Source organism: Clostridium ljungdahlii, assembly GCF_001636845.1.
Taxonomy (GTDB): Bacteria; Bacillota; Clostridia; order Clostridiales; family Clostridiaceae; genus Clostridium_B; species Clostridium_B ljungdahlii_A.
Map to the genome: position 1 here is coordinate 26,427 of NZ_LITT01000023.1, position 24,433 is coordinate 50,859.

The window sequence follows — 24,433 nt, forward strand, 5'->3', positions numbered from 1 at the left end:
GAGTTGATAATATGAATAACAATTCGGAAATTGAAGTTTGCTCTTGCACTGAAATTCATAAGGATTGCATAGAATGTGTCAGAAAAAGTATGTTGGATGAAAAGACTTTTATGGATTTATCAGCACTTTTTAAAGTGCTGGGGGATTATACAAGAATTAAGATTATATATGCATTATTTAAAAAGGAATTATGTGTTTGTGATATTACAGAAATACTTCAAATGAGTCAGTCCGCAATATCTCATCAGCTTAGGATTTTAAAGACTGCAAGGCTAGTTAAGTTTAGAAGAGAGGGAAAGTCAGTGTATTATTCCCTAGATGATGAGCATATAAATAAGTTGCTTAATGCAGGATTAGAACATGTAGAACATAATTAGAGTGTAGTTATATAGTGCTTCAAAACAAAAAATAAACTTATACTCCGCATATTTTTACAACCACAAGCACGGCTAAATATTTTGATAAGTCTAGATAGAAAATTTATAAAAACCTAAGGACTTTTGAAAACTCGTACCTCAAACAATTCAAAAGTCCTAAGCTTTTTCATAAATTTTCTAACAAGACTTATACACAAAATATTTAGATGTGCTTGTTTATTGTAAAAATATTTCTGCGTATAAGTTTATTTTTTTAGTTATGGATTCGTATAATAAAGACACAAATTTAAGAACTTTATAAGTAAGCCCCTGTGTATATGTCAATTTTTCACGTAGAGGTCCTGTACAAACAAAAGGTTAATTTATATTAATAAGTTACTTAAAGTTAAGAATTTTAACTAGATTAAAGTCTTCAGGTTTGTGATCTAGAATTAATGTATTGCTTTCAATTCTTTCTGTATTTTTCATATATTTAAGAAATTTTTCTAATCCATCTAATTCAAAAGTTAACTGAGAAGTTTTATAATGCATTGGAATTACTATATGGCTATTGATGGATTTTGCAAGCTCAGCAGCCTCTTTTCCATCTATAGTGAAATTTCCTCCGATGGGAATCAAAAGCACATCTATAGAACCTAAACTTTTTATCTCTTCTGGAGATAATACATATCCAACGTCTCCGAGATGACATATCCTATAATCATCCATTTCAATGATAAATATTATATTTTCACCTCGTTTTGCACCTTTAACTTTATCGTGATAAGAAGGTATACCATAGATAGGTATATCGCATAAGTTAAAAGAACCTATTTTATTTATAATATGTTTGTAGTTTATCTTTTCTGTATAACAGTGATCAAAATGATTATGACTTATTGTAACTACATCAACATCTCCTTCAAAAACTGTATATCCTACAGTTTCATCAAAAGGATCTGTTAAAAGTTTTCTACCTTTTGAGTCTTCAAATAAAAAACTTGAATGACCAAGCCATCTTATTTTCATAGAATGTCACCCCTTTGTAAAATATGTTTTAATTATTTTAAATTAATATGTTGATATAACAATTTTTAAGTACAAAATTCTTATTTTTTATACTATAATTATACTAGTATATGTTATACTAAGGCAATTATTCTGCTGAACGGGGGTCATTATTTGAAGATTACAAGAGTTTATATGATGATATTATTAAGCTTTATATGTGTGTTAATTGTATTTGCAAAAGGAAATACTGTACATGCAATTAATTACAACGGAATTACTATAGGAAATGATGTGGAAACCAATAAATCCTGGAATATAAAGTTCAACATGAAATTAGACCAAAGTACAATAAATGATTCAAATATAGTAGTAACAGGTAGTACAGGAAATACTATCCCTATATCTCTTCAGGTTGAAAAGGATGGGATGGGTATAGTAGTTACCCCTAAAAGCCAGTATTCATATGGTAAAACTTATAATTTAACTGTAAAAAGTGGAGTAAAAGCTTTAAATGGAAAAAATATGTCTAGTGAGGCTAAGGTGCAATTTGGAGTAAAATCTAATCCAAGTTCTAATAACAAATATACTGTTACAATTGATGCTGGTCATGGAGGAACTGATGCAGGAAATGTAAGTGAAGCAGGATTGAAAGAAAAAGATGTAGATTTGTCTGTGGCACTAAAGACTGGAAAAGTATTAGAGCAAAATGGAGTAAACGTGATTTATACTAGGAAAGATGATAATGTAACCTGGAATGATAGTACGAATTTACAGGCTCGTTTTGACATAGCAAATAACGCAAAATCAAATTTATTTGTCAGTTTGCATGTCAATTGTTATACGGGAAGTGCCTTGGTGAACGGAATAGAAACCTATTATAGAACTTCAAATGATTCTGCTAAAAATACAGCAAATAATATTCAAAATGACTTAATAAGTTATACAGGATTATCTAACAGAGGAATTAAAGAAGGGACGACCCAGCATAAAATACTGATGGGAACCACGGCACCAGCAGTTATGGTTGAACTTGGATTCATGACTAATCCTAAAGAAAGCCAATTAATTGGAAGTGAAGATTTCCAAAATAAAAGTGCATCAGCTATTGCAAATGGAATTTTAAAATCTTTACCATCTCTTCAGGAAGAAAATACAATAAACGTAAGTTCAATATCTAACTTATCGGATAGTATAATTGTAGGAAGTAAGTATTCTCTGCCAACTAGTGTACAAGCTACTATGAGTGATGGAACTAGTAAAAAAGTAAATATTGTATGGAATCCAAACACTGTTGACACCTCTAAAGCAGGTATATTTACATATAAGGGAACTGCAGTGGGATACAGTAAAACTGTAACATTTACTTTAACTGTGAAAGCAAAACAAATAGATCCAACACCAGTAACACCATCAGAAGGTGCACCTATAATAGTTATAGATCCTGGACATGGAATAGGAAGTGATATAGGATCAAATGGAAATGGATTTCAAGAGGATGATGTAACTTTAAGTGTTGGCTTAAAAGTTGGAAAAATACTGGAGTCTAAGGGAATAAAAGTAATTTATACTAGAACTACAGATGAACGAAAAACGACTCCTTTAACTGTTACGGAAAGTCTTCAAAGAAGATGCGACACTGCGAACAATGCTGGTGCAGCCTATATGATTTCAATTCATACCAATGCTTTTGATGATCCAGCTGCAGAAGGAACTGAAACATTGTATTATACAGGAAGTGTAAAGGGAGAAAAAATGGCAGAGGCAATACAAAAAAGTTTGTCTAGTGCACTTGGAACTTATAGTAGGGGACTTAAAGATGGAAGCTGGCTTTATATAGCAAAACATACTACTGCACCAACGGTTTTAACAGAATTGGGATTCCTTACTAATAAAAATGATGCAGGAATATTAGGAACTGATGAGGGTAGAAGTAAAGCTGCACAAGCTATAGCAAGTGCTATATTACAGGTTTTAGGAATATAATACAAAAAAATTGTCTAAAAAAATTGACAATAGAAAATTCATATAATATAATAAAAGGAAATTATACAGGTAGTAATTGAAAAACATTGAACAGGAAAAGTATTTAAGTTTGTTTTTATTTACAGAGAGTGGGGGAGTGCTGAAAGCCCATAGAAAAGCTTAAAGAAAATCACCTGGGAGTTGAAGAATTGAACAGTATTTTTACAATCACTTTAGTAAATTCTTACGTAATTCTACGTTACAGGATATAGTATGGTAGTACTTAAATTTATTACCCATAGGTGGTACAGCGAGTTAAACTTCGTCCTATTTGGATGAAGTTTTTTTATTGTGTATTTTTAGGTTAAAAATTATATGGTGTATAAACATTGAAAAATAGTAAAAACTTAACAATGAGAATAGAAAGGGGTTAAATCCATGTATAAAAAAATTGATAGTGATAAAAATTTTGTACAGATGGAAAAGGATGTTTTAAAATTATGGCAAGATAAAAAAGTAGTTGAAAAAAGTTTTAAAGAAAATGAGGATGGTGAATACTTTACTTTTTACGATGGACCTCCAACTGCAAATGGTAAACCTCATATAGGACACGTTCTAACTAGAGTTATGAAAGATCTCATACCAAGATATAAGGTTATGAGGGGATATAAAGTGTTGAGGAAAGCAGGTTGGGATACACACGGACTTCCTGTTGAACTAGAAGTTGAAAAGAGTCTTGGAATTTCCGGGAAACCTCAAATTGAAAAATATGGTGTAGAAGATTTTATAAAAAAATGTAAGAATAGCGTATTTACTTATGTAAGCCAATGGAAAGAGATGTCTGACAGGTTAGGATTTTGGGTAGACATGGATAATCCATATGTAACATATCACAATGATTATATAGAATCAGAATGGTGGGCACTCAAAAAAATATGGGAAAAAGATCTCTTATATAAAGGTCATAAAATAGTGCCATATTGTCCTAGATGTGGAACTGCACTTTCTTCACATGAGGTTTCTCAAGGATATAAAGATGTAAAAGAGACATCAGTATACGTTAAATTTAAAATTAAGGACCAAGATAAATACATGATAGCATGGACAACTACACCTTGGACACTTCCTAATAATATGGCATTAGCTGTAAATAAAAGCTATGACTATGTAGAAGTTCTTAATCAAGAACAACATTTAATATTGGCAGAAGCTATGTTAGAAAAGTTAGAGGGAGAATATGAAGTCTTAAGAAAGTTCAAGGGAGAAGAATTAGTTGGACTTGATTATGAACCAATCTTCAATTTTGCATCTTTTGAAGGGAAAGCACATTATGTTGTTCATGCAGATTATGTAACCTTAACAGAAGGTACTGGAATAGTTCATACAGCTCCTGCTTTTGGTGAAGATGATAGTATTACAGGGAAAAAGTACAATATTCCTATGACAAATTCTGTAGATACTCAAGGAAGATATAAAGAAGAAGTTACTCCATGGAAAGGTCTTTTCGTAAAAGATGCTGATCCTAAAATAATAGAATATTTAAAAGAAAAAGGAATACTTTATAAGGCAGAAAAATTTACTCACTCCTATCCATTCTGCTGGAGATGTGATACTCCACTTTTATACTATCCAAGAGATACTTGGTTTATAAGAATGTCCCAAATGAGAGATAAACTAGTTAAAAATACGAACGATACAAACTGGTATCCTGATAATATAAGAACTGGTAGATTTGGAAACTTTGTTGAAGGAGTAATAGATTGGGGACTTAGCAGAGAAAGATATTGGGGCACACCTCTTCCAATATGGGAATGTGAATGTGGTCATAGAGAGTGCATAGGAAGTATTGAAGAATTGAAGGAAAAAGGAGTAAATGTACCAGATGATATAGAACTTCATAAACCTTATATAGATAGAGTTAAATTAAAGTGTCCTCATTGTGGAAAAGAAATGAAGAGAGTATCAGAAGTAATTGATTGCTGGTTTGATTCAGGCTCAATGCCTTTTGCACAGCATCATTATCCTTTTGAGAATAAAGAAGTTTTTGAGAAAAATTTCCCTGCACAATTTATATCTGAGGCAGTAGATCAAACTAGAGGATGGTTTTACACTCTTATGGCTATATCAACTGTATTGTTTGATAGAAGCCCATTTGAAAACTGTGTGGTTCTAGGACACGTTTTAGATAAACACGGATTAAAAATGTCAAAGCATAAAGGAAATGTTTTAAGTCCTTCTACTGTTTTGGAAAATGAAGGAGCAGATGCAGCTAGATGGTATTTCTATACTGAAAGTGCACCATGGCTTCCATCTAGATTTTATGAAGAAGCAGTACAGGATAGTCAGAGAAAATTTTTAGGCACACTATGGAATGTATATTCTTTTTATGTACTTTATGCAGATTTGGATAACTTTAATCCTATGGAATATAAAGATTTTGTAAGTGAGAATGTAATGGATAAGTGGATAATCTCCAAGTTAAATTCACTTATAAAGCAAACTGAAGATCATTTAGATAATTATAGAATTACTCAAGCTGCTCAGAATATAGGGAACTTTGTAGATGAACTTTCAAATTGGTATGTAAGAAGAAATAGGTCAAGATTCTGGAGTCAAAAATTAACAGATGATAAAATAGGAGCATATTTAACGCTATATAAAGTACTAAATACTTTATGTCTGATAGCTGCACCATTTGTACCTTTCATGACAGAAGAAATTTATCAAAATCTTGTAGTAAATCTTGATAAGGATGCAGTAGAGAGCTTACATTTATGTAAGTGGCCGGAGTACGATTCAAATGCAGTAGATGCTAAGCTTGAAGAGGATATGGAAGAAGCTTATAAGATAGTTAAACTTGGAAGAAGTGCTAGAAATAGTGCTAATATAAAAAATAGGCAGCCTCTTTCGGAAATGCTTATAAGTGTAAATACTCTTCCTGAATATTATGGAGATATAATAAGAGATGAATTAAATATTAAAAATATAATTTTCAATGCAGATTTATCAAAGTATGTTAACTTTAGTATAAAACCAAATTTACCTGTACTAGGCAAAAAGTATGGTAAATTAATACCAAAAATAAAGAATGAAATATCATCCATGAATCAAATGGAATTGGCACAAAAGATAAATGACAAGGAAACTGTAAAAATAAATATATCAGAATCAGAAATAGAGTTAAATTCAGATAATTTACTTATCACAATGGAAGGCTTAGAGGGATTTGCCTTTGCAGGAGAAGGAAGTACTGGAATTGTTTTAGAAACCACAATTACAGAAGAACTTAGAGAAGAAGGAAATTTGAGGGAAATTTTAAGTAAAGTTCAAAATATGAGAAAAGAAAGTGGTTTTGAAGTTGCAGATAAGATAAATCTATATATTTCAGGTAATGAAAAACTTGAAGCTGTGGTGAAAAAATTTGATGAAAGAATAAAAAAGGAAACTCTTTCTGTGGATGTTATTTATAATGCCAATAGAGAATATAATAATTGTAACATTAATGGAGAAAAACTAGATATTTCAATGGAGGTAGTAAATAAATAAAGCAATTAGTAAAATAAGCTAATCACTAATTTTAAATAGATGTTTATTTTAAAATTAGTGATTAGTTTTAATTGGGTATATGAAATATTGTAAATTAGCTTGTAATAAGTTAGTTTTATAAGTATAATTATTAAAAAAGTAATTGGTAGGTGATAAGGTGGCAGCATCAATTAAAGACGTTGCTAGAGAGGCAGGAGTTTCAATAGCTACAGTATCTAGAGTACTTAATGATGTAGACGTTGTAAATGAAGAAACCAAGAAAAAGGTTTTAGAAGCTATTGGAAAACTAGGTTATAGGCCCAATATAGTAGCAAGAAGTCTTAAAACTCAAAGAACAAGAACTATAGGGATAATAATTCCTGATATATCTAATCAGTTTTATCCTGAAATTGTAAGAGGAGCTGAAGATGTAGCAAATATATATGATTATAATATAATGTTATGCAATACTGATTTAGATATAGAAAAAGAAATGGAATATTTAAAGGTTTTGAAAGAGAAGATGGTAGATGGAGTTTTATATATGAGTAATTCTTTAGAACCAAGAATATTGGATCTCATAAAACAACTTCAACTTCCAATGGTTTTAGTAGAAACTACAAATGAAAAAGAAAGTATACCTAGCGTAACTATTGACAATGAAAGAGCTGCATATGAAGGTGTAACTTATTTAATAAAAAGTGGGAATAAGAATATAGCTTACATAGGTGAAAATCCAGATATGGCAAATGCTAGTGCTGTAAGGTACAAGGGATACAGAAAGGCTCTTGAGGAAAATAATCTGGAATTGGACAAAAGTAAGGTCTATTTTGGAAATGTTAAAGCAAAAGATGGTTATAAAGGAATGAGTGAAATACTCAGTAAAACTAAAGTGGATTCAGTATTTTGTACCAGTGATGAGGTGGCTATGGGGGCTATAAATGCACTTAGGGATAATAATATTAGGGTACCTGAAGATGTGGATGTAATGGGATTTGGTAATATATATTCTGCCTCCATATTTTATCCTAAGCTAACAACTGTAGCACAACCTACTTATGATATGGGATCTGTTGGAATGAGGATGCTCATAAAATTAATAAATAAGCAAGAACTTGAAAAAAAGAACTATGTATTGTCACATAAATTGATTGAGAGGGATTCCTGCAAAAAGTAATTTTATTTAGGACAAAAATTTATTTATCCGATGACTACTCACTCTAGAACTCCCACGCACACAGCGAAAGCGACTATCACCAAATCAAAGATTTGGGATATCTGCTTTTCTCCAAGTGGAAGTATTAGAGTGAGTACGTCCCTGGATAACGATTTCTAAGCATCATGTGGAGTTAAAACTTCATCTGATGCTTAGAACTCTGTTTATAAAAAGTTAATACAAAAGTATTAAACGATAATATATAATTATAATCAAAAATATATATTATATGGAAAGGAAAACGTAATGGTAGAAAAAATAATTGAAATAGTTATTTTTGTCTTAGATAAAACGGGATATATGGGCACATTTGCAGCTATGGCTCTTGAGAGCGCCTGCATACCTATTCCAAGTGAAGCTATACTGCCATTTGGAGGATACCTAAGTTATACAGGAAGACTAAGTTTACCTCTTGTTATAATAGTTGGTACATTAGGAGGTACAGTAGGTTCTTTAGCTGCATATTATATTGGAAAAATAGGTGGAAGACCTTTAGTTGAAAAATATGCGGAAAAACTTAGATTATCTAGATCCCATATTGAAAAAAGTGATTATTATTTTAGCAAATATGGAGAAAAAATAGTGTTTTTTTCTCGACTATTACCTATAATTAGAACTTTTATTTCTCTTCCTGCAGGGATAAGTAAAATGGAAATTAAAAAATTTATAATTTACACTTTACTTGGATCTTCTATATGGAGTATTATTTTAGGATATGCAGGTTATAAAATGGGAGAAAAATGGACGATTATAAGACAATGGTTTCATTTTGCAGATATAGCATTAGTTATTTTCATAGTTTTATTTATATTGTATAAGTTAGTGTATAAAAAAATAAATAGGAAAAACTCTTAGATGTAATTTAAGAAATAAAAAAATTCAGTGAAAATATATTTCACTGAATTTTTTTGGCTGAAATTTGTATTTCATGAGGTACATAAAATCATTGAAAAAAATGCCGTCACATATATTTGAATTTTGTTTAACGATTTTTTTGAAGTATTTCCCCTATGATGGTATAATTTAACATAAAAGTAAATAGATTAATTAGTTAACCACTATTAGGAGGGGGATTATGGAATACAGGGAAAAGATAAAAGAGATATTTTCTTATTTGCTAAGATTAAAAAAACTAAATGAAAAATCCGTAAGAAATGTTTATGATTATGATAAGTTGTACTGGGAAGAAGAATTTTCCCATATGGCTGGATGTATTGTTGGAAAAACTGTTACCAGTGAAAATTGGATTGAGGTGAACAAAAAGTGTGGAAAGCTGTATCAGGAGTTTTTTAATCTATACCAGGAAAATGAAAAAAATGGAGAGAATTTTGAAATAGTTTTTGGACATGGTTTAATTGTATGGAATATAGATAAGGAAAAAATACTTCACCCTGTTTTGACTACTAGAATGAAGATAGAATTTAATAAGGCAAAGGGTTCATTTATATTAATACCTTCAGGTAAGACTAGGCTAGAGACTTCACTTTTTGAAGGCCTGAAAGAATGTAATATGTCTGATATTATTTCTCTTGCAGATGAAGTAAGTCGTTTGAATTTAGATCCAAGAAATATAGAAAAAATTAAATCAGTATTTTTAAATCTAATTTCCCACATAGACGTTAAGGGTAAGTTGAGTCAGAGTAAGTTTTCAAAAAAGAAAATTGATTTCGAGCAGTTCCCTGTGATTTACAATTCCTCCGTTATATTGGTAAGAAAGAATAGTATGAAGTTATGGCAGGTTGAAATAGCCAATATAATTGATGAAATAGATAATGGATATGAGATACCTGAGACTATTAAAGCTTTGGTGGATGAAGATGTGTCAGATTACAGTGGAACTGATAAAAGCGAATGGAAGGATGTGTCGGACAATTTGTTATTCCCTCTTCCTGCAAATTCAGAACAAAAAAGCATAGTAAAGAAAATATGTGAAAATTATGGAGTAGTTGTCCAAGGACCACCAGGAACAGGAAAAAGCCATACTATAGTGAATTTAATATGCCAATTACTGGCAAATGGTAAAAGGATACTTGTAACTAGTCAGACAAGTAGGGCACTTAAAGTATTGACAGAAAAAATACCTGAAGAAATAAGGCCCTTATGTATAAGCGTTTTGGGAAACGATATCAATTCTTTAAATGACCTTAACAAAGCTGTAAGAAAGATAACGGACAACCTCTCTATGGATCCTGAAATTATGGATGGAGAAGTCAAAAGTTTGGAAAAAGAATTAAGTTGCTGCAGGAGAAATGAGGAGCTTCTGTATGAAAAATTAAAAAAGATTCGAGAGAGGGAAAAGAGAAATATAAATTATGAGGGAAAGGAGTATGACATTGTATATATAGCAAAGTGGGTCAAAGACAATAAAGATAAATATTGTTGGATGAAAGATAGGATAAAAATTGATGAAGTAATGCCACTATCAGATAAGGAATTCAGCCTGTTAATATATCTGTTAGGGGATTTAGATAAGGATAAAAAGTGTAAGTTTGATAGCATGAAAAACATAATAAATAAGTTACCTGACTTCAATGAAATATGTAATAAAATTTCAGAGTATAAAAGATTAAATGGCCAATATGAAAATTATATTAAAACTGTAGAAGGGTGGCATATACCTAACGATAATAAATGCAACTATGAAAAAGTTTTAGAACTTGCAAATATATGTAAAAGTAAAATTACCAAGCTCCAAGAAAAAAATATATGGTGGAATGTATTTCAAGATTATCACAATAGTAAGATATCAAAGCAAACATTTAGAGACTTGTTGTGTAAAAGCAGCGAATACATGTTGAGCTTGAGTAAGATTAACAATCAGATTAGAAATTGCAAAATAGAAATTCCTGAAAATGTAAGTAAAAATAAGTTTATAGAGGACTTTGATATTTTATTTGATGCATTTAATGAAAAAGGAAAAGTAGGAAAAATATTTATGATTTTTCATCCTGAATGTAAATATATACTGGAATATTGTAAGGTAAATGGAGCCTTATTAAAAAATACAGATCAAGCCTTAATAGTTAAACTATATACCCAACAAGAGAGGATTTTTACCGCATTAAAGACTATGTGGAACAATGTAATGGAAGATTACGGTGGAGAGACAATAAACTCTAATTTAAGGGAAAGTGAGTTTATTGCGATTGAACAAAATTTAGATTACTTGGATGTTATAATAAATTGGGATATGGAGTATAAAAGGGAGATTTTAAGGGCTCTTGGGAAAATATCAGTTCCGCAAAATATTGATTGGCATAAGAAAGAGACCTATGATTATTTAATTAAATGCGTAAATTTTATAAAGAATATGAATAAATATAATGAAGACAAAGCCTATATAGAGATATTGAAAAAGTTGATAAAAACTACGGAAAAGTTGAGAGATCTCTATAAAGCTGTGGACAATTTGAATATAGATGAAGTTAAGAAGATATTAAGTGAATTTGAAGAAATTAAGTGTGTAAAAAATAAATCACTTAAAATAGACGAGTTAATAGGAAAAATGAAAAAAGTATGTCCTAAAACTTGTATAAATATATTGGATAACTGGACTTATGATAAGGAAAAGTTCAACAGTTGGGGACAAGCATGGAAATGGGCTAAATGGAATAGTTTATTGCAGAGCACGTATGATTTCAATGATGAAAACATAGGTGACCTTATAGAAAATGAAAAAAATAGAGAGAAGGTGCTTATAAAAGATATAGTATCAAAGAAGACCTGGTATAATCAGATAATTAAAACTAAGGAAAGTGAAAAGAGAAGTTTATTTTCTTGGGCTCAGGCAGTAAAAAGAATTGGCAAAGGTAGAGGTAAAATGGTGCCTCAGTATAGGAAGATAGCTCAAAAAGAAATGGAAAAATGTAAAAAAGTTATACCTGTATGGATTATGCCTTTAAATAGGGTTATTGAAAACATAAAGTTATCTAAAAATATGTTCGATGTAATAATATTTGATGAGAGTAGTCAGAGCGATATATTCTCATTGTGCGCACTTATGAGGGCTAAGAGAGCGGTTATAGTAGGGGATGACAAACAAATAAGTCCAGAAACTATAGGTATTGATCAGAATGTAGTGCATGATTTAATAGATAAGTATTTGGAAAATATACCTCAAAAAGAATGGTTTGATCTCCAAGTTAGTTTGTATGATACAGCACTTAGGGTATTTCCAAGCAGATTAATGTTGAAGGAACATTTCAGATGCGTACCGGAAATAATAAATTTCAGTAATGATTTAAGCTACTCAGGTGAAATAGTACCTCTTAGATATCCTAAAATATATGAAAAATTTTATCCAGCGATAAACGCTGTTAAAGTAAATGGAGGGGTTAGAGATTCATCTAAGCCTATAAATGTTAAGGAAGCTGAATGCTTGGTAGACAAGGTTGTTTCCTGCTGCAGGGATAAAAGATATTCTAATATGTCTATGGGTGTTATATCTTTACTTGGGGAACCTCAAGGTCATCTTATAGAAAATATGCTTAGAGAAAAAATAGGTGTAGAAGAGATGATAAATAGAAAGCTTATATGTGGAGATGCTTACTCTTTCCAAGGTGACGAACGGGATATAATGTTTTTATCTATGGTTATTTCAAAGGATGTAAAATTTGCTCCACTTACTAAAGAAAATGACATGAGGAGATTTAATGTAGCTGCAAGTAGAGCTAGAAATCAGATGTGGCTATTTCATTCAATAGATTTAGAAGATTTAAATGAGGAATGTATGCGTTATTCTCTTTTAAATTACTTCCTAAATTATAATAAATATAATGTTAAAAATAAAAGTATGGAATATGTATTTCAATCTAGATTTCAAAAAGATGTGTATGGCATTATAAAGAACAAGGGATATAAAATTGTGCCTGAGGTAAAAATAGGTAAGTACAAAATAGATTTTGTTGTGGAGGACGTAAGGAATAGGGTTGCAATTATATGTGATAGTGAGTTGTCTCAGAAAAATTACAGCTCTAAGGAAATTATGGAAACGCAATTAGACTTAGAAAGATTGGGTTGGATATTTTATAAGATAAGAGAAGGAGAATTTTATTATAATCCTGAAAGGGTTATGGAAAGACTTTGGAATAAACTAAATAATATAGGTATTGAACAGTACAAGTTAGAAGAAGTTCAGAATAAAAATCTTCAAGCTGTATAAAATATAGTGCCTTAAAAATGTTTTTAGGGCACTATACCTTTAGTCTTGCAATGATAATAATATTTTAAACAGTATTTCACAATTACAATAAATTATACATAGTATAAAATATAGCAAGTATTATTTGGAGTGAATTTATTGTTGTATGCACTAATTCTTGCAGGAGGTAAAGGAACAAGATTATTTCCATTGTCTAGAGCTAAAAATCCAAAACAATTTTTAAAAATTGTAAATAATAAAAGTTTTTTAAGAAATACTGTAGATAGGATCAAGCCTTTAGTTAATACAAATAATATATATGTGGTTACCAATGAAGAATATATAGACAGAGTTCAAGCAGAACTTCCGGATATAAGTAGAAATAATATATTTGCAGAACCAGAAAATAAAGAAACAGCCACCTGTATAGGATTTTCGGCGGTGAAATTGTTAAAAAAGGATCCTTTAGCTACCATGATAATTTTGCCTTCAGATCATTATATAGAAAGTGAAAAATTATTTATAGATACCATAAATAAAGCGGTGGAAATTGCAGAAAAGAAAAAAGGACTTGTAACCATTGGAGTTAAACCCATAAGACCTGAAACAGGATATGGCTATATTGAAATGGGCGAAAAAATAAATATAGGAGTTAATGCTTTTAAAGTAGAAAGATTTTTAGAAAAGCCTAATATAGAAGTTGCAAAAGATTTAATATTAAAAGGAACCTATTTATGGAACAGTGGTATGTTTGTGTGGAGGGTGGATGTTTTTTTAAGAGAAATGCAGAAGTACCTTCCTAAAATGTATAAGAGTATGGCTCTTATATATAAAAGCCTGGATACTAAACAGGAGGCAAAGGTAATACAGGAACAATATAAACGTATAGATGGAATATCTGTAGATTTTGGGATAATGCAAAAAACAAGAAAAGCTTATGTCATTAAATGTGAATTTTTATGGGATGACATAGGTACTTTTACTGCGTTAGGAAGGTTTCTTAAGGATGTAAAGGGTAATAATGTAAAGGGAAATACTGTAATAGAGTCCAGTGAAAGTTGTACTGTATTTGGAGGTGATAAACTTATAATAGTATTTGGGGTTAAGGATTTGATAGTGATAGATTCTGAAGATGTTCTTTTGATTATGGACAAAAATAGAGATCAGGAGGTAAAATATCTAGTAGATGTCTTAAAAAATAAAAGTAACTTAAAAAAATACATTTAATAAAAAATCTATAGATTTAAGATATGAAGGTAGTTTGCATTTAAAAGATAATGTCAGTAAGTTTGTACAAATATCAAAGTTGCTGGCAGTTTTTTATTAAATTCAATTTATTTTGACGGGTCATTTTCTTTATGGCAAATTCCCTATGTAAAGCTTCATTTTTTGAGTCATATTCCTCAAAGTAAATCAATTTTACAGGAAGTCTTCCCCTAGTATATTTTGCACCTTTTCCCTTGTTATGAACTGATATTCTTTTTTCTAAATCGTTAGTGTAACCTGTATAAAATGTTCCATCACTGCATTTTAATATATATACATAATTCATTTTTTAATCTCTTTCATAAGCTTATTTTACAGACACATAATTATTATCTTCTATATAAAATCGCCAGTGGTAATCTGCAGCTTCTTCTGCATAATCTACACCTATACGTTTAGACTTTTTTATGCTGATATTCTCAATATCATTTCCTTCGATATACAAATCACCTTTACAAAGATCTTTTCTATTCTGACTTTTGTCTATGAGAAGCGCCTTGCATAGTTTCCCAGGGCCATTGGTTAAATTCTTAATTTGACGTTTATTTAATAGGTTGTATTCTTTTTCATATCTGTTCAAGGACATATCTTCTAGACAAGTGAGAGGTTCTAGGGCTCTTATAAGGACTCCTTCAGGGATACCTTCACTTTCAGTTACTACATTGAAGCAATAGTACATTCCATATATCATAAATACATAGGAAAAACCACAGGGCCCATACAGTGCTTCTGTTCGTTTAGTACGTCTGTTTCCATAAGCATGAGCAGCTTTATCTATAATTCCTTTATAAGCTTCTGTTTCTACTATTTTTCCAGACAATTTTTTACCGTTTATTTCATGAACTAGTACTTTACCTAAGAGATTTTTTGCTACGGATAAAGTATCTCTTCCGTAAAAATCTCTATCTAATTTCTTAGACAAATTATGCAGCCTCCCTTAGTCTTATATGATATTATTATATCATATAAGACTAATAATTATGTTATAGGGATTTTAAACTAGAAAATCTTTATGGAGTGGGAGATTAAAATTATGAAAATACTTTATTATGATTGCTTTTCTGGAATAAGTGGGGACATGAATTTAGGGGCTTTAATAGATGCTGGAGTAGATAAGGACTATTTAACTTTTGAATTATCAAAGCTTAATGTGGATGGTTATGAGATTAATATTAAAAAGGATGTAAAAAATGGTATATCAGGAACTAAAGTAGATGTAATTTTGAAAAATAATTCTGTGTGTGAACATCATCATAGAAATTTAGAATATATAGAAAACATGATAAGTTCAAGCAGTTTAAGTTCTAAAGTTAAGGAAATAAGTAAGGGAATTTTTAAAGAAGTAGCGCAAGCTGAAGCAAAGGTGCACAGTAAACCTATAAATGAAGTTCACTTTCATGAAGTTGGGGCAGTGGATTCTATAGTAGACATTGTCGGAGCTGCTATATGTTTTGATTATTTGAATGTGGATAAAGTGGAAGCTTCCAAGGTGGAAGTTGGTAGTGGGTTTGTAAAATGTGCTCATGGTATATTACCTGTGCCAGCACCTGCTACAGCAGAGATATTAAAAAATGTTCCTATAGAATCTAAAGTAAATTTTGAAGCCACTACACCAACAGGTGCAGCTATTTTATCTTATATGTGCTCAAATTTTACTTCGGATAAGGATTTTAAAGTAACAAAAATAGGATATGGAATAGGGACTAAGGATAACGATGATATTCCAAATGTTTTGAGAGTTTTTATAGGAGAACCTATATCTTATGAAAAGAATAGCCATAAGGATTGTTATTGGAATAAAGATGAGAAAACTGAATATATATTAGATAGAAGAAACATGGATAAATCTAGCTTTAAAGATGAATTAGGATGTATTAGAGAAGAAGCGCAGGTTATAGAATGCAACATAGATGATATGAATCCTGAAAAATATCAATATATAATAGATAAATTGTTACAAATAGGAGCTTTAGATGCGTACTTGACTCCCATAATAATGAAGAAGGGAAGGCCGGCAGTAAAATTGAGTGTGCTTTATAAGGATGAAGCAGAAGAAGAGATTAGAGACGTTATTTTAACAGAAACTACTACTTTGGGATTTAGAAAATATAAAATAGAAAGGAATATGTTATATAGAGATTTTACAAAGGTAGTTACAAAGTATGGTCAAGTAAATGTAAAAAATGCTTATTATAAAGGCAAAAAAATAAAAAGCAAAATTGAATATGAGGATTGTAAGAAACTTGCTTTAAAAAATAAAATAAGTATAGATGAAATATATAGGGAGGTTATATCTAAAACATTTAAATGAAAAAGTTCAGGATAAAATGAATTGTACAATATTAAGCAGGAATTATTGAATATTTGCATATAAAATTAATATAATATTATTTTAGATTATATTAATTTTATTAAATGTTGTTATGCTAATAAATGCATCTAATGTTATTTTATTGACAAATAACTGCTAAAAGGTATAATTATGGTATGCGACTTAAATAATTCATATTGTTTAATAGAAATTCATTTTTTCGTATTATTGTGTATTTTCGCATAAATGAGGAGGAGATGGCTATTTTTTAAAGACTTATTTTTTATATTATTATTTATCAGGAGGAATGGCAGATGAAGGTAACTGGAATATTGGAAAAGGCAACTAAGAATGCATTAGCTAAAGCCGGTGTAGAATTGCTGAATAAAGACCCAGAAGAAAGCCTTGATAAGCTGTTTGCTTTGATTAAGAAAACAGTAAAAAAAGACGAAGAGAATTTAGCTAGAGTAGAAAGAGTTCAGGAATTATACGAAACTAATCAAGCGATTCATAAACTTGTTATAGACATTATTAAAAATTCTAATAAAAAGTGTATGAATAAATTCTTCACTAATTTTTTCTCAAATGCAGTTTGGTATGGAATGCCAAAAAGAGAGCAGTTTTTTCAAGATACAGGTATAAAGACACCATTTACAATATTGATGAGTCCATCTATGAGATGCAATTTAAAGTGTACAGGATGTTATGCTTCAAGTTATAGTAAAGAGGATGATATTCCTAAAGAGGAAGTAGATAGAATTATTGGTGAAGCTAGAAAACTTGGAATTTATTATTTTATAATTCTCGGGGGAGAACCTTTTATAAATGATTATATGCTAGATATATACAAGAAATATAATGATTGTATGTTTACACCATTTTCAAATGGTACTCTTTTTGATGAGAAATTGGCAGATAAGATAAAACAGCTAGGAAATGTAATTCCTATGTTTTCTGTGGAGGGATTTGAAGAAGAGACGGACAAAAGAAGAGGAAAAGGTATATTTAAAAAAGTTATGCAGGCAATGGATCTTTTGAAGGAACGAGGAGTTTTATTTGGAGTATCCACTGCAACCAGTAGATATAACATAGATACAGTTACGTCAAGTGAGTTTATAGACATGCTTATTGAAAAAGGAGCAAAAATGGGATGGTATTTCTTATTTATGCCAGTAGGTAAAGAACCTGATGTAAATGTAATGCTTACTCCAGAGCAGAGAATACGATTAGGAGAAAAAATAAGAGAGATAAGAAATACAAAACCGTATTTTACCATTGACTTTTTTAATGATGCACCTTATGTTGGTGGATGTATTGCAGGAAAATACTATTGTCATATAAATTCTAAGGAAGAAGTGGAACCTTGTATATTTGCTCATTTTGCAGCGGATAATTTAAAAGGTAAAAAACTGGTAGATGTATTTAAGTCAGATTTTTTTAAGGAATTAAGAAATAGACAACCATATAATAAGAATTTGCTATTGCCTTGCATGATGATTGACAATACCAATGAAATTAGAGAAATTGCTAAAAAGACAGGTGCGAGGCCTACAGATGAAGGTGCAAGAATGATGCTTGAAGATCTAGAATTCCAAAAACAACTTGATAAAGTATCAAAGGAATACAAGCCTTATGCAGAAAAGGCTTGGGAAAAAGATTTTAATTCTGAAGGAAATTATAAAATGTCTAAGGGTTAAACCTTTAAAATATCCAGAGAGATTTATTCTCTGGATATTTTACTTTAATCAGAAATTTGTGATTAATTACTGAAGTTGAAAGATAATTGGTATTATTATAGAATATACATATTAGATTGAAATCAATAGGAGAATATTTATGAAGAGATATATAAGAATAACATTAATTTTAGTAATGTTAGTAACGTTATGTTTAATGGTAGTTTCTTGTAGTAAAAAACAGAATAGCCAAAATAATGAAAGGGTTCTTAAAGGAAATATTAAAATTGTTACGGATGTAGAACATGGACCTCAATTTGAATTTGCAGCAGAGGCATTTGAAAAATTACATAAGAAAGTTAATATAAATGTTAGTACAGTAAAGGATACAGATAACAATGTTGAAGCTATATTTAATGGACCGCAGTATGAAGCAGACATAACTACAATAAATGATAGCAGTATAAGGCACATTATAACTAAAAATTCAGAAAAATTTTTAGAGATGACAGGTTCGGTAAAGGAATATAAAGATAAATTATTAACCAATAAGATTTATAACGATACTATAAAAGGAAAAATTTATGCTTTACCTTGGGACACTTACCCTAAAGCCTTGCTATATAGAAAAGATATATTTGATAAAGAAGGAATAGATGTAAATACGATTAAAAGCTGGAGCGATTATATAGAAGTAGGAAGAAAAATAAGTAAAGATACAGGAAAGATATTTATTGCAAATTCTTCAGAAGATAATAATGATATTTATCTACTACTCTCAAATCAATTGGGAACATCTTATTTTAACCAATCTGGGAAATCAGATTTTAAATCGCAAAAGTGGGCTAGAGTTATTGAAATATCAAAGATCCTTTATGGAGAAGGGCTTATACAAGAACTTTCTTCTAAAGACGAAATTATAAACAAGGCACAGCTAAACAAGATAGTATCTTTTATTGCAGATCCTACTTATGCTGTAACTTTAATGAACAAGTTTCCACAGTCTAAAGGTAAGTGGGGTGTAATGAAATTACCTGCCTTTGAAGATGGAGGTAATAGGGATGTGTCTTTAGGTGGAACTAATTTAGTTATAAATGAAAATACTTCTGAATCAAATTTATCAGAGGAGTTTGTAAAATTTGCACTTACAGATGGAAAGCTTCAAATGGATTTATTAAATAAGTATGGCAGATTTCCAGTTAGCACAGATGCTTATAATTTTGTAGATTTAAATAAAAACATAACGTATTTTGATAGTACAATATGGAATCTTTTTGGAAGTGTAGAACAAGGATCATTTAATATAAATTATACAAAAAATTTTCCTGATATAAGAGAAAAAATAAAAGGAGTTTTAAATCAAACAAACATTAAAAGTGAAAATTATAAATCTATAATAGAAGGTGTGGAAACAATTTTAAAATAATTATATGAAACGTTTACAAAATTAACAAAATGATGTATAATATGAATATAGGGGATTAATCATAGGGATTTTTTAACATAAATAAAACCTTTTAACTAGGAGCGTCAGTAGTTAGAAGGTTTTATTTTATTAGAATATTTGGAAATATTTACATATCTAAAATTTTTTTATAAACTTCAATAGTTTTTTCAGAAGATTTTTCCCAAGAGTATTTCGAAGATTGCTTTAAGGCTTTTATACTCAGCTCATTTCTTATATTTTCATCATTAAGTAATGCTTCCATGGAATACATAAGGCTTTTTAAGTCAAATGGATCTATAAGTATACCACCATCTTCTACTATTTCAGGAATAGATGAAATACGTGAGGTTATTACAGGGGTACCACAGCTCATTGCTTCTAGAGGAGGTAGTCCAAAACCTTCATATAAAGATGGATATATAAATACATCACAGGCATTATAAAAAATAGGAAGCATATTTTCTTCTACAAATCCTGTAAACTTAATGTTATTATCTATATTCAAATCTGTACTCAAGTTTCTCAATTTATATAATTCATCTTTACTGGAACCTATAATAACTAAATCATAATTCTTATCCAAGTTTTTATGAATTTTAGAAAAGGCAGTAATTAGTGAAGATACGTTTTTTCTAGAGCTAAAACCACCTATATAGAGAATAAAAGAATTTTTTATGTTATATTTATCTTTTATGTTGTATTGGCATTTATCTTTTTCTAAAGGTTTATATTTTTTATCTGCAGCTAAAGGAGTTACGAATATTTTATTTTCATCTATAGGAAAGAATTTCAGAATATCTTTTTTTGAACAATTGGATACAGTTATTATTCCATCTGCCAGTTCAACAATATTAGGAAGCTCTTTTAAAAATTTTGATAAATATCCTCTACCTACAGTCTCAGGAAGTATATATGGTATTAAATCGTGAATGGTAACTACCTTTTTGCAGGTTATATTTTTTGATATGCCAATACCGTTTTGGGGAATGTGGTATATATCTACAGCTTCTTTTTTTAAATTTTCTGGAAAATAATATTCTTCAAAGAATCTATGGTGTTTTTTAGAGCTCATCAATATTTTAGTATTTTCATATAAAAATTTTTCGTAATTGCTCCCGGACCAGTATATATTATAAAAATTCTCTGTATGCTTTTTAAGCATATATTTTAGGATTTTAGCTGTATAAGTGCCTATACCGGTACCTTTATACCAATTGATTCCTCTTCCGTCAATGGCAATTTTCATTGATTTTATACCTCCACAGTCTAGTAATTCTAAAATAGTTAAAATGTTATATTATATAATATTAATACTAATATAAAAAGGTGAATACAAATTGCAGATGAATAATTAAGTGGCTATTTTAATTTAGCACACACGGATATCTTTATTCATATACTACATATATAGTAATTTTTGGAGGAAAAGGCTTTTGGATATATTAGAAGTAAAAAAATATGTTGAAGATGCTTATGATCTCCATATTGAATTTATAGAAAAAGTTAAAAGTATATATAAGGTTAATACAAAATACAATAAGTATTGCTTAAAGGTAATAAATTACGATTTTGGACATTTCTTATTTATAATTTCTGCCATAAAGCATCTCCAAAATAAAAACTTTAAAAGCATACCTGAAATAATTAAAACTAAGCAGGGAAAAGATTATATAGAAATAGAAAGTGGTCATGCCTATTTATGTAAATGGGTTGACTCTAGACAGTGTAATTTTGAAAATCCGTTGGATGTTTTAGTTGCAACTTCTAAGTTAGCAGAACTTCATAAAAAAAGTTGTAATTTTAAGGTGCTAAAAAATATGAATCCTAGGATAGGATGGTTTAAGTGGATAGATACTTTTAAAACTAGAGAAAGTGAAATAGTAGATTTTAAAAAAAGAATATTAAAAAAAGATCATAAGGAAGAATTTGACATATTGTATCTGAATTCTATGGAAAAGGAACTAAGTATTGCAGAAAAATCTATAGAAGATTTAAAAAAAACCAGGTATTTAGATGAAATGAAACAAGAAATCTTGAATAATGGGTTTTGTCATCATGATTATGCTAATCATAATATTTTAATAGATACTGAAGGAGAAATAAATATTATAGATTTTGATTACTGTATATTAGATACCCATCTTCATGATTTGGCTAGTTTGCTTATAAGAAGGATGAAAAACGGCAAATGGGATATGAATAATGCGTCTTTTATAATTGATGCGTATAATGCTATAAATGTTGTAAAAACAGAGGATATACCTATTATGTCAGCTTTTATGGAGTTTCCTCAAGGGTATTGGCAGCTCGGAATACAGTATTATTGGGAAAAACAGCCTTGGGGAGATGAGGCGTTTATAAAAAAGTTAAAGAGAATTTTAGGTGACACAAGAGAAAGACTGGGATTCATAGATGAGTTTAAGAAGAGCAAATATAATTAAGATTTTAAAAGGAGGAACATCTAATGTCACATAAGAAGTCTCATAAGAAGTTTTATAATAAAAATATAGATGAATTCGAAAATAAGGATTTAGGATATTATGAAAGTAAAGTGGATAGTTTAAAGAAGACTGTAAAGCAGCTAGAAAAAATGAACAAAAGAAAAAAGGAAGTTATGAAATTAGAAAAAAAGAGGAAAAAGATGTTAAAGGAAATGAAAAAAATGCATAGATAGGGCAGTCTCACAGGCAAAACAAAGAGGTGGTTTGAAAGTGTACTTTGAGGATGTTGAATCATGCTTTGTTAATTATTTAGAATCGAAAAAAATATTTAAAGTAAAAGAATTTGATAATACAATAAAGTACAAGAATATATCTTTAGATAACATAAAAGAACAACTGTTTATAATTAGTGAATTTCATAGAAGAACTTTAAAATACAGTGGTATTATGAATAAACGACTATATAACAATATAGGAAAAGAAGTAGAACAGTACAAGGTTTATACGAAGAAATTGAAAAAATATTTAGATAGAGTAGGGAAGTTACAAAACAAGACTATATTTCAGGAAAAACTAAATCAAATAGGAAAAAAGTATTTAATAAGAGCAGAAAGCTGTATGCATAACCTGGATAAGAACGGTTATACGGATTTAATAATTAGAAGCATGAAAAGGGTGGAAATGTGCCTCACAAACACATATTTTAACAATCTCAGAAAAAAAAGGAATATAGAGGTTATAGATATAGAAGGATGCTGTTATAACATGGTAGAGATGGATGCAGTATATTTTTTAAACAGAATAAAAAGGAAAGGTATAAATGCAGATTTTTATGAAATTATAATGGAATTTTGTAAGTACGAACATTTAAAAAGTAGTAGTGTGCAGTTTATTTTGTCAATGATTTCTTATCCTAATGAGGTTATGAAATGCTGCAGCAAATATATATATGGTACAAAAAATTGGACAGAAGAAGAATATGTACTTAAACTAAATAAAGCCATGAGTGAAGATGGAGAGAGTCTAATTAAATTTTAGATGGTAAGGGGGAGGCAGAATTGGTAGACAGATATGGTGAAAAAAAATATTTAACCAAGTATGATTTGTGTACAAAGCTTTTTGATAGATTTGATTTAAAAGTATATGATGTTGTACCGGTTAGAAGTGTATATATGATTTCTACAGACAAAGGAGAAAAAATTTTAAAAAAAGTAGATTATACTTTAGATGAGCTGAAGTTTATATATAATGTTTTAAATTATGTGAGAACAAAATTTCCTAGAATAATAAATTTTGTGAAGAATAAAGCAGGAGAAATATATACTATTTGGGATGGAGATATGTACTGTATAATGGATACAGTAAATGGAACAGAATGTAACTTTAGCAATCCTATAGAGCTGAAAATTGCAGCAGAAGGCTTAGGCGAATTTCATCTTGCTTCTGAAGGATTTAAAACAGGTATATATAACAAGAGGAATAATGGAAAATTGATTGATACTTTTAAGAGAAGAATTCAAGAAATGGATTTTTTTAGAAATATAGCAAATATTCATGAGAAAAAGACAGAGTTTGACGAAATATTTATAAAAAATTGGAATTACTATATAGAGGAAATAGAAAAGAGCATAATATTACTTCAACAATCTTATTATTATAAATTGTGTAGTGAAGAGGATAAAGTAGTAGTATGCCATCATGATTTAGCGTACCATAATATATTAATAAATGAAAATCAAGCGTATTTTATAGATTTTGATTATGCTATCATAGACCTTAAAATTCATGATCTTTGTAACTTTATAAACAAAGTTATTAAAAATTTTGCCTTTGATATAGATAAAACTAATTCTATAATAAATAGTTATTGCAATAAAAATACTTTAAGTCGTAGGGAGCTTGAAGTATTATATGCTATGCTAGATTTCCCGAATGATTTTTACACTATAGCAAGAGATTATTATAGTAAGCGTAAGGAGTGGGAAGAAGAAGTATTTTTAGATAGATTGAAGAGAAAAACTAGATATAAAGAAGATAGAAAAGAATTTTTACAGGAATTTAGAGATAAAATCCTACATTAGG

General features: G+C 29.6%; 18 protein-coding genes and 1 other annotated feature. Of the genes, 14 read left to right on the plus strand and 4 right to left on the minus strand.

What is annotated here, in order from left to right:
- Positions 1-11 precede the first annotated feature (11 nt).
- Positions 12-377: an ArsR/SmtB family transcription factor gene (locus WY13_RS09890; protein ID WP_063555512.1), complete on the plus strand. Its 366-nt coding sequence runs from the start codon at positions 12-14 to the stop codon at positions 375-377.
- Positions 378-752: 375 nt separating this feature from the next.
- Here WY13_RS09890 and WY13_RS09895 read toward each other — a convergent pair whose 3' ends face one another.
- Positions 753-1,385 (minus strand): MBL fold metallo-hydrolase, encoded by a 633-nt coding sequence (locus tag WY13_RS09895; protein WP_063555513.1) that lies wholly within the window; start codon positions 1,383-1,385, stop codon positions 753-755.
- A gap of 153 nt (positions 1,386-1,538) precedes the next feature.
- Here WY13_RS09895 and WY13_RS09900 point away from each other — a divergent pair, with 153 nt between their 5' ends.
- The 6 genes from WY13_RS09900 to WY13_RS09925 all read left to right on the plus strand — a co-directional run bounded on the left by WY13_RS09900 (position 1,539) and on the right by WY13_RS09925 (position 14,437).
- Positions 1,539-3,350, plus strand: a complete 1,812-nt coding sequence (locus WY13_RS09900) for an N-acetylmuramoyl-L-alanine amidase (RefSeq protein ID WP_063555514.1) — start codon at positions 1,539-1,541, stop codon at positions 3,348-3,350.
- A 77-nt stretch (positions 3,351-3,427) separates the two neighbouring features.
- Positions 3,428-3,662 (plus strand) — a binding site (T-box leader).
- 105 nt (positions 3,663-3,767) lie between these two features.
- Positions 3,768-6,875, plus strand: coding sequence for an isoleucine--tRNA ligase (gene ileS / locus WY13_RS09905; protein WP_063555515.1), 3,108 nt, complete (start codon positions 3,768-3,770; stop codon positions 6,873-6,875).
- A gap of 157 nt (positions 6,876-7,032) precedes the next feature.
- Positions 7,033-8,031: a LacI family DNA-binding transcriptional regulator gene (locus WY13_RS09910; RefSeq protein ID WP_063555516.1), complete on the plus strand. Its 999-nt coding sequence runs from the start codon at positions 7,033-7,035 to the stop codon at positions 8,029-8,031.
- Between the two features lie 285 nt (positions 8,032-8,316).
- A complete protein-coding gene (locus WY13_RS09915) occupies positions 8,317-8,925 on the plus strand; it encodes a DedA family protein (protein ID WP_063555517.1) in 609 nt (202 codons plus the stop codon).
- Between the two features lie 220 nt (positions 8,926-9,145).
- A complete protein-coding gene (locus tag WY13_RS09920; RefSeq protein WP_063555518.1) occupies positions 9,146-13,231 on the plus strand; it encodes an AAA domain-containing protein in 4,086 nt (1,361 codons plus the stop codon).
- Positions 13,232-13,369: 138 nt separating this feature from the next.
- Positions 13,370-14,437, plus strand: a complete 1,068-nt coding sequence (locus tag WY13_RS09925; protein WP_063555519.1) for a mannose-1-phosphate guanylyltransferase — start codon at positions 13,370-13,372, stop codon at positions 14,435-14,437.
- A 73-nt stretch (positions 14,438-14,510) separates the two neighbouring features.
- Here WY13_RS09925 and WY13_RS09930 read toward each other — a convergent pair whose 3' ends face one another.
- Together WY13_RS09930 and WY13_RS09935 are read right to left on the minus strand one after the other, a co-directional pair.
- A complete protein-coding gene (locus WY13_RS09930) occupies positions 14,511-14,762 on the minus strand; it encodes a GIY-YIG nuclease family protein (protein WP_063555520.1) in 252 nt (83 codons plus the stop codon).
- Between the two features lie 21 nt (positions 14,763-14,783).
- Positions 14,784-15,398 (minus strand): DNA-3-methyladenine glycosylase, encoded by a 615-nt coding sequence (locus tag WY13_RS09935; protein ID WP_063555521.1) that lies wholly within the window; start codon positions 15,396-15,398, stop codon positions 14,784-14,786.
- 111 nt (positions 15,399-15,509) lie between these two features.
- On the opposite strand from WY13_RS09935, the gene larC reads away from it, so the two are divergent.
- The 3 genes from larC (at position 15,510) to WY13_RS09950 (ending at position 19,889) form a co-directional block, all read left to right on the plus strand.
- A complete protein-coding gene (gene larC / locus WY13_RS09940) occupies positions 15,510-16,787 on the plus strand; it encodes a nickel pincer cofactor biosynthesis protein LarC (protein ID WP_063555522.1) in 1,278 nt (425 codons plus the stop codon).
- Between the two features lie 314 nt (positions 16,788-17,101).
- Positions 17,102-18,484 (plus strand): radical SAM protein, encoded by a 1,383-nt coding sequence (locus WY13_RS09945; RefSeq protein ID WP_063555523.1) that lies wholly within the window; start codon positions 17,102-17,104, stop codon positions 18,482-18,484.
- A gap of 139 nt (positions 18,485-18,623) precedes the next feature.
- The gene (locus WY13_RS09950) at positions 18,624-19,889 is read left to right on the plus strand and encodes an ABC transporter substrate-binding protein (protein ID WP_063555524.1); all 1,266 of its coding nucleotides are present in this window, start codon (positions 18,624-18,626) and stop codon (positions 19,887-19,889) included.
- Between the two features lie 148 nt (positions 19,890-20,037).
- Here the strand turns inward: WY13_RS09950 and WY13_RS09955 are convergent, their stop codons facing one another.
- The gene (locus WY13_RS09955; RefSeq protein ID WP_063555525.1) at positions 20,038-21,156 is read right to left on the minus strand and encodes a glycosyltransferase family 4 protein; all 1,119 of its coding nucleotides are present in this window, start codon (positions 21,154-21,156) and stop codon (positions 20,038-20,040) included.
- 187 nt (positions 21,157-21,343) lie between these two features.
- Here WY13_RS09955 and WY13_RS09960 point away from each other — a divergent pair, with 187 nt between their 5' ends.
- The 4 genes from WY13_RS09960 to WY13_RS09975 are packed head-to-tail and all read left to right on the plus strand — an operon-like array spanning position 21,344 to position 24,432.
- Positions 21,344-22,351: a CotS family spore coat protein gene (locus WY13_RS09960; RefSeq protein WP_063555526.1), complete on the plus strand. Its 1,008-nt coding sequence runs from the start codon at positions 21,344-21,346 to the stop codon at positions 22,349-22,351.
- Positions 22,352-22,374: 23 nt separating this feature from the next.
- Complete coding sequence (locus tag WY13_RS09965) at positions 22,375-22,584, plus strand: hypothetical protein (protein WP_063555527.1); 210 nt, start codon at positions 22,375-22,377, stop codon at positions 22,582-22,584.
- Between the two features lie 37 nt (positions 22,585-22,621).
- Positions 22,622-23,389 carry a hypothetical protein gene (locus tag WY13_RS09970; RefSeq protein WP_063555528.1) on the plus strand — a complete coding sequence of 256 codons (768 nt, stop codon included), beginning with the start codon at positions 22,622-22,624 and terminating at the stop codon, positions 23,387-23,389.
- Between the two features lie 20 nt (positions 23,390-23,409).
- Entirely contained in the window at positions 23,410-24,432 is a 1,023-nt protein-coding gene (locus WY13_RS09975; protein WP_063555529.1) for a CotS family spore coat protein, read from the plus strand.
- Position 24,433: the final 1 nt, after the last annotated feature.

Excerpts from the sequence above, each read along its gene's own strand:
- WY13_RS09890 (WP_063555512.1), top strand. The coding sequence starts at position 12 with ATGAATAACAATTCGGAAATTGAAGTTTGCTCTTGCACTGAAATTCAT.
- WY13_RS09895 (WP_063555513.1), bottom strand. The coding sequence starts at position 1,385 with ATGAAAATAAGATGGCTTGGTCATTCAAGTTTTTTATTTGAAGACTCA.
- ileS (WP_063555515.1), top strand. The coding sequence starts at position 3,768 with ATGTATAAAAAAATTGATAGTGATAAAAATTTTGTACAGATGGAAAAG.
- WY13_RS09915 (WP_063555517.1), top strand. The coding sequence starts at position 8,317 with ATGGTAGAAAAAATAATTGAAATAGTTATTTTTGTCTTAGATAAAACG.
- WY13_RS09920 (WP_063555518.1), top strand. The coding sequence starts at position 9,146 with ATGGAATACAGGGAAAAGATAAAAGAGATATTTTCTTATTTGCTAAGA.
- WY13_RS09930 (WP_063555520.1), bottom strand. The coding sequence starts at position 14,762 with ATGAATTATGTATATATATTAAAATGCAGTGATGGAACATTTTATACA.
- larC (WP_063555522.1), top strand. The coding sequence starts at position 15,510 with ATGAAAATACTTTATTATGATTGCTTTTCTGGAATAAGTGGGGACATG.
- WY13_RS09945 (WP_063555523.1), top strand. The coding sequence starts at position 17,102 with ATGAAGGTAACTGGAATATTGGAAAAGGCAACTAAGAATGCATTAGCT.
- WY13_RS09950 (WP_063555524.1), top strand. The coding sequence starts at position 18,624 with ATGAAGAGATATATAAGAATAACATTAATTTTAGTAATGTTAGTAACG.
- WY13_RS09955 (WP_063555525.1), bottom strand. The coding sequence starts at position 21,156 with ATGAAAATTGCCATTGACGGAAGAGGAATCAATTGGTATAAAGGTACC.
- WY13_RS09965 (WP_063555527.1), top strand. The coding sequence starts at position 22,375 with ATGTCACATAAGAAGTCTCATAAGAAGTTTTATAATAAAAATATAGAT.